We start from the raw sequence: 12444 nt of genomic DNA, 5'->3' as shown, positions 1-12444 counted from the left end.
CGCCTCGCCGAGGAAGGCCAGCAACGTCTCGATGCTGTCGCCACGCCTGCCGCTGGCGACGTCGACCCAGCGCCACGTCAGGCGATTGACGCGAAGCCCCGGCCAGCAGCGGGCCAGCGTCGCGCGGGGCGGAAATTCTTGCGGCGGGGACGCGCGATGAGTATTCTCAGAATCGTTCAGCGCCGCAACGCAACCGAACAATTCCCGAGCCCGGACGCCCCCCGCGTCCGGGTTCTTTTGTGTCGAGGCCATGGCGTCACGCTGCCGTCGTGTTGGAAGTTGAGCGCCGCGGCGCGCCGATCTTGTCAAGCGCCCACCGATCGAGCGCCTCGCGTGTGTAAAGGACGAGGCGCCCTGCCTTGTGAAATTCAGGCGTATCGCCAGTCACCACGCCCTTGGCTAAGGTGCGCGCCGAGCCAAAACCGTATCGCTGTCGGAGGTAAATTGCCGCAGCATCGCGGCGGAGGAATTGTGTCGCGTCCATTGCTGTTCCCATCGAAACGCCTGGAGAAGCCAGGAACAGCGGAAGCATTTACTAACAATTTGCTCGTCGCCAATAGGCCCGAAGGTCAGAACCCTGGGTTCTGACCTTTCATGGGGTTAGAACCCCGGGTTCTGACCTCGCTTTATTGTGGATATTGCGCTCTTGATTGTGCCGGGGCTAGGCCAACTGCCCTCTGCATTGTCCGTTCCGAGGCGTTTGCAAATGTCGTCACGAATTGAGCGCGCGAATTCTAAGCTCACCGCAAGCGTCAGATTGTTTTCTTTGGCGTCCGCAAGGATTGCGCGCAAGAGCGCCTCGCGTTTTTCTAATTTTGCAGCATTTCCCTGTTCGCTTTGGCGGCGACGTATTTTCTTTTGAACCCCATTAGGATTAAGTCGCGCTTGCAGCCCGATATACATTGCAGCCTTAAGGCTGCGAAGGACTATGTCCTTTTCATCGAGGGGCAAAATTGAATTAACAATTACTGAGTAGCAAGCACGTATAGTTTTTTCATATTTAGCGAACCTTGCCTCTTCTTCCGAGGAAAGAACGCGTCCCCAACAATTCGCATTTTCGATGGCGTTTAAAGCAAAAGGCTCAAGTTCGACGAACATCTTAAATCTTGTAATTAAATCTGCGTCCGACGTGGAAGCGCGACTATATTCTCGCTCGTCTCTCTTTATGAGAGTCCTGACAAACTCTAACTGCTCTTCTTCAGTTGGTTTTTTTATAATCAGCATCGCGCGTCCTTCGCGAGCGTCCAATGGAAGCGCAGGGAAACGAGTGGACGTTCTCGCTTGTCGGCTGGCCGGCCTATCCCTGCGCGTCTGTTTATGCGGCGTCGCCGCCTGTTTTCTTCAACGCCACAACGTCGCCGCTGCGCGTCCCGTCCATCGCACGCGCAATGCGCTCGGCCGTCTTGTCGGCGGCACAGATCAACGCCGCGTCTGGCCGGCGGATATAATGCCGGGCCGTCACTCCGCGGCGGGCATGCCCGAGCATTTCGCCGATCGTCGAGTCGCCGTAGCCTTCGTCCGCTGCGACGCTCGCAAATGTGCGGCGAAGATCGTGCGAGCGTGCGTCGTTCAGCCCTGCTGCGTCGAAGATGGCGGCTATTTGTTTTTTCAGTTCGGCGCTCCCGGTCCCCAGTTGGTTCGGGAAAACCCACTCGCCGTGAAGGCGCGGAAGGCTTGCGAGCAATTGCAGCGCCGGCTTGCCGATAGGGCGCATGGAGCGACCGGTCTTCGTGGATTCAAGTCGCAAGCATTGCGTCGCAGCGTCAATCTCCCCCCATTTCAGGCCGACAGCTTCTTCTCGCCGTAGACCTGTGACCGCAATCAAGCGAACCGCGGCGGCAGCCATAGGGTAAATCGCCGTCTTATCGCGCAATGCGGCCCCAAGCTTTGCAAGCTCGTCCGGCGTCAGGACGCGGTCCTTAGGCTCGCCGCGATGCTTTTCAACGCCGCGCGTAGGATTTGGGCCGCTGACGAAGCCGCGTCTTTCGGCCCATGTCCATATGCCGCCGAGCAACTCGACGGTTCGCCCCGCCGTGCTAGCGCCGCCCTCGACGATGGCGAGTCCGCGCGTTCCGGTCTTTATAATGGCGGCTGTTTTCCCGGCGGCGATGGCGTCGGCCATCCGCTGGACCTGCGCCCTGGTGAGGGCGCGGGCGACTTTGTCGCCGATTAAGGGCACGACGTGTCGCGCGATGCGGCCTTTGTCGTTGTAAATGGTCGATTGCGCCTTTTGCTTGCGAAAGCGTGTCGCAACGAGGCCAGAGTTGGCAGCCGCCAAGTAGCGTTGGCAAAGCTCGGCGACGGTTAGCGCCTCACGCGCCTCGTGGCGCTCGGCGGAAGGATCGCCGCCCGATTCGGCAGCCGCCAGCAGCCGCTTGGCTTTTGTCCGAGCCTCGTCGGGCGTGATTGTCCCGATCTTGGCGAAAGCCAGTCTCCTGGTGCGCCCTTGCGCCGTTCGGTATTGAACGACATAAGAGGCCGCGCCCGATGGTTTCAGGCGGACGCCGAAACCTCGCAATTCGTTATCCCATGACCACACGTCGCCGTCTGGCTTGGGCGCTAGGCTGTCGACGATCCGCTTCGTGAGCTTTGGCATTAGGAAAGGTCCGGGGAAGCACCGGGGAAGCAGGACACAGGAAACAATATCCATTCCCGGAAACGAGCAGTAAATGGAGAGTCACCTGAAATCAGCTACTTGTCAATGTGGGGGAAGCACGGGGAAGCATGAGAAAAGCCGGGAAATCAGCGTTCCCTTCGTTTACACCGAGAGGGTCGGCGGTTCGAGACCGTCACCGCCCACCAGCATCTTTGGAGCGGCGCCGCGCGGCGGGGGCATTGGTGTTCCAAGACCCGGGAATTCGCTTTAGGCTGCTCGGACCAAAAAAGGCCGTCTGGATGAAACTGATCAAGACCGTCCTGCTCGCTCTGTGCGTCGCCGCCGCCTCATCCGCGCGCGCCGAGGAGATGAGCTTTCGCGTCGTCGGCCTGAATTCGGGCGGCTGCGGCGCCAGTTGCCCCCAGGTGATCGCGGCGCAAGGCGAAATCGGCGAAGCGACGCCCGACGCCTTTCTCGCCTTCGTGCGCGAAAACGCTCGCGGCGGCAATATTCGTGGAATTGTGCTGCTCGACTCGCCCGGCGGCAAGGTCGTCGCCTCGATGGAGCTCGGCCAGGCCCTCCGCAAGCTCGGCATGGCGGTGATCGTCGCTCGTCCCGCGGCCGATCAATCGCACACGATGGCGCTCGTTTCGGGCCGCTGCTATTCGGCGTGCGTCTATGCGCTGATGGGCGGCAGGAAGCGCGTCATACCAGCGCAAAGCAGCGTCGGCGTGCACCGCATGTTCAACTATTCAACCAATTTCGACATGGCCGAAGGCGGATTCGTTCGCGAGCGCAATTTGGACGATGGCGGCATGCTCCAGACGCTTTCGCGCTATGCGGCGATGATGGGCGTCAGCACCGAACTCGTGAAGCTCGCCGAGCGGACGTCGCCCGACAGGCTTTACATGTTGACCGGCGCCGACATCGCGCGCTGGCGGCTTGGCTCGCGCAATCTTTAGCCGCGCACGACATCAGTCATCATCAGCAACAGGCCAAAACATGAAACATATTCTCGACGGGCTCGAACAGCGGCGCGCGTCCGCACGGCTGGGCGGCGGACAGAAGCGCATCGAAGCGCAGCATGCTCGCGGCAAGCTCACCGCGCGAGAAAGAATCGAACTTCTGCTCGATCACGAATCGTTCGAAGAGTTCGATATGTTCGTCGCTCATCGCTGCACCGATTTCGGGATGGATCAGGGCGAGAAAATCTCGGGCGACGGCGTCGTCACCGGCTGGGGAACCGTCAACGGCCGCGCCGTCTTCGTCTTCGCCAAGGATTTTACCGTCTTCGGCGGCTCGCTCTCGGAGACTCACGCGCAAAAGATCACCAAGCTGCAGGACATGGCGCTCAAAAATCGCGCCCCGATTATCGGCCTCTTCGACGCCGGCGGCGCGCGCATTCAGGAAGGCGTCGCGGCGCTCGGCGGCTACGGCGAAGTGTTCCAGCGAAATGTGCTTGCGTCTGGCGTCATTCCGCAAATCTCGGTGATCATGGGCCCCTGCGCCGGCGGCGACGTCTATTCGCCGGCGATGACGGATTTCATCTTCATGGTGCGCGACACGAGCTACATGTTCGTGACCGGACCGGACGTCGTGAAGACTGTGACGAACGAGACGGTGACGGCGGAAGAACTCGGCGGCGCTTCGGTGCATACCACCAAGAGTTCGATCGCCGATCGCGCTTATGACAATGACGTCGAAGCGCTGCTGCAGATGCGGCGGCTGATCGATTTTCTCCCGTCCTCGAATCAGGAGGAGCCGCCGGAGTGGACGGCTTTCGACGAGGTCGACCGCGTCGATGCTTCGCTCGACACGATTGTTCCGGATAATCCCAACAAGCCCTACGACATCAAGGAACTCATTCATAAGGTCGTCGACGAAGCCGACTTCTTCGAAATCCAGGGAGCGCACGCGCGCAATATCGTGATCGGTTTCGGCCGCATCGAAGGGCGCACGGTCGGCTTCGTCGCCAATCAGCCGCTCGTGCTCGCCGGCGTGCTCGACATCGACGCCTCCAAGAAGGCGGCGCGTTTCGTGCGCTTTTGCGATTGCTTCAATATTCCAATCGTCACCTTCGTCGATGTGCCCGGTTTCTTGCCCGGCACGGCGCAGGAATATGGCGGTCTCATCAAGCATGGCGCGAAACTGCTTTTCGCTTACGCCGAAGCGACGGTGCCGAAGGTGACCCTCATTACGCGCAAGGCGTTCGGCGGCGCCTATGACGTTATGGCGTCAAAACATCTTCGCGGCGACGTCAATTACGCCTGGCCGTCGGCGCAGATCGCCGTCATGGGCGCCAAGGGCGCAGTCGAAATCATTTTCCGCTCCGACCTCGGCGATCCCGAGAAGATCGCTCAACGCACCAAGGAATATGAAGACCGATTCCTGTCGCCATTCGTCGCCGCTGAGCGAGGCTACATCGATGAAGTGATCATGCCCCGTTCGACGCGCAAACGAATCGCTCGCGCGCTCGCGCTGCTGCGTCACAAGGAGCTGGAGAATCCTTGGAAGAAGCACGACAACATCCCGTTGTAACGCGCTGCAACGCCGCCGCGCCAACCGCCTCGATACTCGCGTTGGGGCGATTTTGGCGCCGCGGCGCCGTCCGCCTAAATCGACGGCGCCTCATCACAAAATTCGCCAAAGTGCTTCATTTTTGAAGTGACAGGCCACCCGTTTTGTCATAGTGTTCGCTCGCCAGGTTGGTTGGGTAAATGCCTAAGCGTCGAACGCGTCGCGGGAATTAGGCCCAGCTACGGTCCAAGTCGGGGAGGACGCCGAACAGAACGCGGTTCGCCGAGGCTCGCATGAGTCCGCGAACGGGCCATCGGAGCGACTTAAGACTTCGGAGCTTGGCGTTTCAGTTTGGTTAAGGACGGGGTGCCGAAGAGCGGGGAGTGGCGGGACGCCATCCCCGCTCTTTGTGTTTCCGTCGACTAGTAGCGCCACAGGAATTTCTCCGCGGCAAAGCGTCTCTCTCAGGCCTGAACCAGCGCGGTTAGGCCATCGCCTTGACGGGCGATGACCCGCTTCTTACCTTCCGCGCACGTGCAGCAAAGAAGTCCCACCGAAAGGCCGGCAATGTCTACGCAAAAAATCACTGACGCGACTTTCGAACAGGAAGTGCTCAAATCCGCCGAGCCGGTCGTTGTCGATTTTTGGGCGGAGTGGTGCGGTCCCTGCCGCATGATCGCCCCGGCGCTCGAAGAAATCGCCGCGGAAATGAAGGGAAAGATCAAAGTCGTCAAGCTCAACATCGACGAAAACCCCGCCGTGGCGAGCAAGCTTGGCATACGGTCGATTCCGACGCTCATTCTGTTCAAGGACGGCAAGGCCGCGGCGCAAAAGGTCGGCGCCGCCCCCAAGGGCGAATTGTCGCGGTGGATCACTGCGGCCGTGTGAGCGAGTCCGGAAGGCCGGCAAAGCCCGACAGCCACAGCGCCACGAGGGCTCCAGCGACCGCGAGAATCGAAACGGCGGCGAGTCGGCGTCCCATCCCGGCGCCGCCGATCACTGAGCCCATGACGACTTTCGACGCCGTGTTCGACAGCAGCGCCAGCAGGACCGCGCCCGCCGCGGCTCTTGTGCCGATCTCGGTTGGGCCGAGGCGCGCCATGGTGAGCGCAATCGCGTCGACGTCCACGACGCCGGAAGCGACGGCGAGAGCATAGGCGCCAGCGCTTCCGGCAAAATGTGTGGCGAGTCGCGAGAGGACCATCACCGTCGCGAGCAGCGCGCCGAATTTCAGCACCGCGCCAAGATCGAGCGGATTGGCGACGGTGATGCTGTTCGATTCCCCCGGTCGCTCGCCGGCGCTTCGCCGCAGCAGGAAAACGCCCGCGAGCGCAAAAACAACGCCGGCCGCAGTGACCGGCGGCGCCAGGAGCCAGGCCAGCGCTGGACTGATGACGGCAACGACGGCGATGATGCGCGGCGCCATCACCGCATTCGCAAAAATTGCGCCTGCGGCGGACGCGTCAATCTGCGACGGATGTTCGCGCGCCAGTCGCGACATCGCCGCCGTCGCGGCGGTCGAGGACGCCAGTCCGCCCGCCATGCCGGCGATGGCGACGCCGCGGCGGTAACCGATCACCTTCACGGCGATATAGCCGGCGAAGGAAATTGCGCCGATCAGCACGGTCATCAGCCACAATTCGAAAGGATTCACCGCGTCCCATGGGTCGATGGCGCGATTGGGCAGAACCGGAAGCAGGATGAAGCTCATGACGAGCAGCGCCAAACCGGAGCGCAACTCGTCCCAGGTGATGCGCTCGACGAATCGATGCAAGAACGTCTTGAGCGCCAGAATCGCCGTCGTCGCCACCGCCGCCGCGACGGCCGCCTGAATGTCGCCGATGACGGCAAAGGCTCCGAGCGAAAACGCAAGCAAGACCGCGACGGCGGTCGTCGCGCCAAAGGTCTCGTCGTGCACGTTTTCGCGATAGCGATAAGCGCCGATCAATGCGCCGACGAAAACAAAGGCGATCGCCAAAGCGACGACGCCCGAAGCGCCGTAAGGCTGAACGATTGCGCCCCACACGCCGCCAAGCAGGCCGGCAAGCCCATGCGTGCGCAGACCGGCGGCGCGCTCCCCTTCCGCCTCGCCGCGTGCAACCCAACCTCGCTCCAGACCAATGAGCAAGCCGATCGCCAGAGCGATCGACAGTCTCTGGATCAGCTCGGCGGCGGTTAATTCGTACATTGGTTTTTCTTTGCAGTCTTTTTCCTTGTCGCGTGACGCCAAGCTGCTTCAAGCGCGCCGCGCAGCTCTGAGACATCGATCGCTGCGAGCAAAATCGTCGTCCATCCTTGCCGCCCCCAGGCGTTGGCGACGGGCGCAAACGCTTGCGGCGCCATCATGCATTTGAACGCCTGCTCTTCTGGAAGGAATTTCACATTCGCCGTCAGCCCGTCGGCGGCGAGAGTCGCGTAGATCCGAGTGGCCTTGAAGGCGGTTCTGTCGAAATGCGGCGCTTCGCTCGTTCCTTGAAGAGACATTGCGATGCGCCGGAAATCACGGCTGTCGGCCACGACGGCTCCTTGAAATGCGCTGCGCGATTCGCGCTGCCTAGATAATATGGCGCGCGGCCGCGAAAGCGTGCGCCCGAGCGAGATTGGCAATAGAACCATTGTATGAACTTGCCCCTGTCGCCTTCCCATCGCTCCAATATTGCGCCCTTCATGGCGATGGACGTGCTGCGCGACGCCAAAGCGCTGGAGCGCGCCGGTCGCAGCATCATTCATTTGGAACTGGGCGAGCCCGGCGTCGCCGCTCCGCTACGGGTGCGCGAAGCCGCCGCTCTAGCGCTGCGCCACGGATACATCGGCTACGGCGAGGCGCTCGGCGACCCGCCGCTGCGCGCGCGCATTGCGCGTCACTACGGCGAGCGCTATGGCGTCGACGTCGCGCCCGACCGGGTCATTGTCACAACGGGCTCCTCCGGCGGCTTTCTGCTCGCCTTTCTCGCGGCGTTCGACCCGGGCGCGCGCATCGCCGTCGCCGCCCCCGGCTATCCGGCTTACGCGAATATTCTTTGCGCGCTCGGCCTGGAGCCGGTCCTGCTCGAGGTGGGCGAAGAGACGCGCTTTGCGCCCACCGCTGCGATCCTCGAAGCCGCTCATCGCAACGGAAGGCTTCACGGCGCGCTCTGCATGAGTCCGGCCAATCCGACCGGCGCGATGATTGCGCGCGAAGAATTGGCGCGAATCTGCGCCTTTTGCGAGGAAACCGGAATCGTCCTTGTCTCCGACGAAATCTATCACGGACTCGAATATCGGATGCGCGCGGAAACGGCGCTGCGCTTTTCGCATCGCGCGCTCGTCATCAATTCCTTCTCGAAATATTACGCGATGACCGGCTGGCGGCTCGGCTGGCTCGTCGCGCCGCAGGAATTGATGCGTCCGCTCGAGCGCCTGCAGCAGTCGCTCGCGATCTGCGCGCCGACCTTATCGCAGCGAGCGGCCCTCGCCGCTTTCGACGCGAGCGACGAATCGGAGGCCAACCGCGCCGTCTATGCGCGAAATCGGGCGTTCCTGCTGGATCGCCTTCCTCGCGTCGGACTGGACAAATTCGCGCCGCCCGACGGCGCCTTTTACATTTACGCCGACGTGTCGCGATTCACCGACGACTCAATCGCATTCTGTCGGCGAATGCTGCATGAAGCCGGCGTCGCGACGACGCCCGGCCTCGATTTCGATCCGCGCCGCGGCGGGCATACGCTGCGGATTTCATACGCCGGCCCGGAAGCAGAGTTACGCGAGGGCGTCGCCCGGCTGGAGGCCTGGCTCAGCGCCTAACCGCCAAATGGCGTGCGCACCCGCTGCCACCAGCCGCCCTTCTTCGGACGATTGGGGTCGGCCTGGGTGATGACGACTTCCGTCGCCTCGCGCTGGACGACCGGCCGCGGCGTCGGCTCAGGCGCCGGCGGCTGCTCGCGCGAAACGATCTCCGCCGACGTCTCCCGAACGCGCTCGTCTGCAGGCGGCGCAACTTCGGTACCGTTTACCGGGACTGCGGGAAGAAACTCCGGCGCCGGGGCTGCGCGTGAAGACATCAGCTCCTGAGCGCGCTCGCCCATCTCGTCGAGCGGGAAGACCGCGGAAGGATCCTTGAATTCCTCCGGCAGGGGCGCAGATCGCCGCCAACGGCCAGGGCCACGGTCGGGACTGCGGCTGGCGCCGCGTCTGCCGCCGCGCCGGTCAGGACGTTCTTCGGCTGGAGCCGGCGCGCCCTCGATCGCCGCCATGAACGCGAGACCTTCATCGGACGGTTGTTCGATGCCGGGCGCTTGCTGGTCGCCGCCTTGTGCGCCGCCGCGGCCGCGGCGACGGCGGCGACGACGACCGCGCGATGCGCCTTCGTCCTCGGCGCCAAATTGCGGCCGGACGCCATTCTCGGGCCGGCGCGGTTCGTCGCCCGCCTCGTCGCCCTCCTCTTCCGCCTCGAACACTTCACCGACGGCGGCTTCTTCAATCATCTCTTCTTCAAGAGGCTCGGCGCGAATCGAATCGACGCGCAAAGGCGCATCACGCTGCGACACCCGCGGTCCGGTCGCGAGTTCGCCGCGCTCAAGCGCGTGATATGTCGCGCCTGTCAGCGTATCGTCAGCGGCCACCGTGATATGCACGCCAAAGCGGCTTTCCAACTCCTGCAGATGGGCGCGCTTCTGGTTGAGGATATAGAGCGCCACGACAGCGCGGGTGCGAAGCGTCACGTCATGCGCCGCGCTCTTGACAAGCGCCTCCTCCAGCACGCGCAGCACATGCAGCGCAATGGAAGCGGTGGACCGCACATGGCCGGCGCCGGCGCAATGCGGACACGGCACCGTCGAGCCTTCGACGACGCCGGCGCGGATGCGCTGACGCGACATTTCGAGCAATCCGAAATGCGAAATGCGTCCGACCTGAATGCGGGCGCGGTCGCTCTTTAACGCGTCCTTGAGCCGTCGCTCGACGGCGCGATTGTTGCGGCTCTCTTCCATGTCGATGAAATCGACGACGATCAAACCGGCGAGATCGCGCAACCGCAACTGCCGCGCGACTTCGTCCGCGGCCTCGAGATTGGTGCGAAGCGCCGTGTCCTCGATATTGTGCTCGCGAGTCGAGCGCCCCGAGTTCACGTCGATCGCGACAAGCGCCTCGGTCTGGTTGATGACCAGATAGCCGCCGGATTTCAGCGTGACATGGTTGGAGAACATCGCGTCGAGCTGGGCCTCGACGCCGCTTTCGGCGAAAATCGGAAATGGCTCGCGATGCAGGCGCACGTTCTTGGCGTGGCTCGGCATCAGCATGCGCATGAAGTCCTTAGCCTCGCGATAGGAGTCCTCGCCGGAAACGACCACTTCCTCGACGTCGCGTCCATAGAGGTCGCGGATGGCGCGCTTGATGAGCGAACCTTCCTCATAAACGAGGGTCGGCGCCGAAGAACGCAGCGTCAGTTCGCGCACGCTCTCCCATAGACGCAGCAAATATTCGAAGTCGCGCTTGACCTCCTGCTTGGTGCGGGTTGCGCCCGCCGTGCGCAGAATGACGCCCATGCCCTCCGGCACTTCGAGATCATGGACGATCTCCTTCAAGCGCTTACGATCGGCGCCGTCGGTGATCTTCCGCGAAATGCCGCCGCCCCGAGCCGTATTGGGCATCAGCACCGAATAGCGACCGGCGAGCGAAAGATAGGTCGTGAGCGCGGCGCCCTTGTTGCCGCGTTCTTCCTTTACGACTTGAACGAGCAGCACCTGACGCCGCTTGATGACCTCTTGAATCTTGTACTGGCGGCGCGGACGGGGCGCGCGATAGGGCGCTTCATCCATCGCGTCACCGCCAATGTGCTCGACGTGATCCTCCTCATCGTCGTGCTCTTCCTCGTCGTGCTCCTCAGCCGGAGCTTCGACGCGGGCGTGGACGTCCGCCGTCTCGTCGTCTGATTCCTCGCGGGCGCGGTCACGCGCCGCGTCGCGCTCGTCCTGCCGGCGCGCTTTCAACTCATGATCAGGCTCGGGAGCCTGCAGCATGAACTCGTCGGCATCGCCGGTCTCGACCGAGCCAAAGCCGGCGGGGTCGACGGAAATCTGCTCATGAGGCGCCGAGAGGATCGGCTGATCGTCCTCCTCGCTCGGCTCAACGGCAGTCGGGCTGGCGGGGCGCTCGACTTGAGCCGCCGCTTCCTCGTCGTCAGCGCCGCGAGGCTCGACGGCGAGCGTCTCGATCGCGACAGGCGACGCCGCGACAGTCGCTTCCGACTCGGCTGCAAGGTCCGGCGCATCGGCGAAGGCCGTCTCGGCCTGGTCCTCGATGACGATCGACGTCGCCACCGAATCGTCGATGCGTTCGCTCGTCACGGTCTCGTCGGCGCTGGCGCGCTTTTCGGCGCCCTCGTATTGGCGGCGGCGCGAACGGCGTCCGCGGCCATGTGGCGCGCGCTCTTCTTCTTCGGCCTGCTGATGGGCGCGACTCTCTTCCTCGAGCAGCGCCTGCCGGTCGGCGACAGGAATCTGGTAATAGTCAGGGTGGATTTCGGCGAAGGCCAGAAAGCCGTGACGGTTTCCGCCATAGTCGACGAAGGCGGCCTGAAGCGACGGCTCTACGCGCGTGACCTTCGCGAGATATATGTTGCCGCGCAGCGGTTTTTTGTCAGCGGCCTCGAAATCGAATTCCTGAACGCGGTTTCCGCGTAGAACGACTACGCGGGTCTCCTCCGGGTGGGAGGCGTCGATGAGCATCTTGTTGGCCATGGGGGACTCTTCTGCAGCGCCGCGCGCAATGGCGCCGACGGGGCAAGCCTGAGTCCAAGTGGGGACTCGGCGACCGCTCTTTGGCGCAGCCTCATGGCGCGAACGCTTGTTGTGAGGATAAGGGAGACAGGCCTAAGGCCTGCGATACGCTGGCCGGCGCGCGCGCCGGAAGGAAGACGAAGCGCGTCACGCTGCGTCCCCGAGAAATGACGAACAAGCCGAGAGGCCATGTTTTCGGCGAAACTCCGTCCCGCCGCGCGGACAAGCCGCACGGAGAAAAGGTCTACTCTCGCGCCTTTCACGGTCCTCGCCATGAGATCGTCAAAAAACCTTTCGCGACGCCCTAAGGCGGCGACTAAACGTCACGACCTGCGCTGGGCGGCGTGACGGAAACATGTCAACTGTCCCGAAATTCCGTTGGCCCGACTTGACGGCCGCACCGCGCGGCAAATATCGCGCCTTAGAATTCCGCAGCTTTCTCTCTACATATCGATCGCTCTCGGCCGGCGCAAGCGCCGGCTCAGCTATTCACCAAAAAATTTGCGGAGAAAGGTCCCCCGAGCAGTAGGGTTTCGGATAAGCTAACGATGCGTTAAGGCCCCTCTTTCAAAATCG

Annotated in this window: 10 protein-coding genes; 4 read left to right on the top strand and 6 right to left on the bottom strand. The window is 62.8% G+C overall.

Going from position 1 to position 12444, the window contains the following annotated elements:
- The 3 genes from QZ964_RS05980 to QZ964_RS05970 all read right to left on the bottom strand — a co-directional run.
- Positions 1-252, bottom strand: a 252-nt coding sequence (locus tag QZ964_RS05980) for a hypothetical protein (RefSeq protein WP_292529899.1), incomplete at its 3' end; no start/stop codon positions are given.
- Positions 253-600: 348 nt separating this feature from the next.
- Positions 601-1224, bottom strand: a complete 624-nt coding sequence (locus QZ964_RS05975) for a hypothetical protein (protein WP_292529897.1) — start codon at positions 1222-1224, stop codon at positions 601-603.
- A gap of 91 nt (positions 1225-1315) precedes the next feature.
- Positions 1316-2596: a site-specific integrase gene (locus QZ964_RS05970; protein ID WP_292529895.1), complete on the bottom strand. Its 1281-nt coding sequence runs from the start codon at positions 2594-2596 to the stop codon at positions 1316-1318.
- A 299-nt stretch (positions 2597-2895) separates the two neighbouring features.
- On the opposite strand from QZ964_RS05970, the gene QZ964_RS05965 reads away from it, so the two are divergent.
- From QZ964_RS05965 to trxA, 3 genes are all read left to right on the top strand, one after another.
- A complete protein-coding gene (locus QZ964_RS05965) occupies positions 2896-3558 on the top strand; it encodes a hypothetical protein (RefSeq protein WP_292529892.1) in 663 nt (220 codons plus the stop codon).
- A gap of 40 nt (positions 3559-3598) precedes the next feature.
- The gene (locus QZ964_RS05960; protein ID WP_292529890.1) at positions 3599-5134 is read left to right on the top strand and encodes an acyl-CoA carboxylase subunit beta; all 1536 of its coding nucleotides are present in this window, start codon (positions 3599-3601) and stop codon (positions 5132-5134) included.
- Positions 5135-5620: 486 nt separating this feature from the next.
- Entirely contained in the window at positions 5621-6001 is a 381-nt protein-coding gene (trxA, locus tag QZ964_RS05955) for a thioredoxin (RefSeq protein WP_292529888.1), read from the top strand.
- Here trxA and QZ964_RS05950 read toward each other — a convergent pair.
- Both QZ964_RS05950 and QZ964_RS05945 read right to left on the bottom strand, forming a co-directional pair.
- Entirely contained in the window at positions 5985-7301 is a 1317-nt protein-coding gene (locus QZ964_RS05950) for a DUF4010 domain-containing protein (protein WP_292529886.1), read from the bottom strand. The genes trxA and QZ964_RS05950 overlap by 17 nt on opposite strands.
- Positions 7289-7630, bottom strand: a complete 342-nt coding sequence (locus QZ964_RS05945) for an MmcQ/YjbR family DNA-binding protein (protein ID WP_292529884.1) — start codon at positions 7628-7630, stop codon at positions 7289-7291. The genes QZ964_RS05950 and QZ964_RS05945 overlap by 13 nt, the downstream gene beginning before the upstream one ends.
- A gap of 102 nt (positions 7631-7732) precedes the next feature.
- Here QZ964_RS05945 and QZ964_RS05940 point away from each other — a divergent pair, with 102 nt between their 5' ends.
- Positions 7733-8896 carry a pyridoxal phosphate-dependent aminotransferase gene (locus tag QZ964_RS05940; RefSeq protein ID WP_292529882.1) on the top strand — a complete coding sequence of 388 codons (1164 nt, stop codon included), beginning with the start codon at positions 7733-7735 and terminating at the stop codon, positions 8894-8896.
- Here QZ964_RS05940 and QZ964_RS05935 read toward each other — a convergent pair.
- Positions 8893-11829, bottom strand: coding sequence for an Rne/Rng family ribonuclease (locus tag QZ964_RS05935; RefSeq protein ID WP_292529880.1), 2937 nt, complete (start codon positions 11827-11829; stop codon positions 8893-8895). The genes QZ964_RS05940 and QZ964_RS05935 overlap by 4 nt on opposite strands.
- Positions 11830-12444 lie beyond the last annotated feature (615 nt).

The organism is Methylocystis sp., from assembly GCF_021731785.1.
Classification (GTDB): domain Bacteria; phylum Pseudomonadota; class Alphaproteobacteria; order Rhizobiales; family Beijerinckiaceae; genus Methylocystis.
The sequence above is the reverse complement of the archived record's forward strand: the minus strand, read 5'-3'. Positions and strand labels throughout refer to the sequence as shown.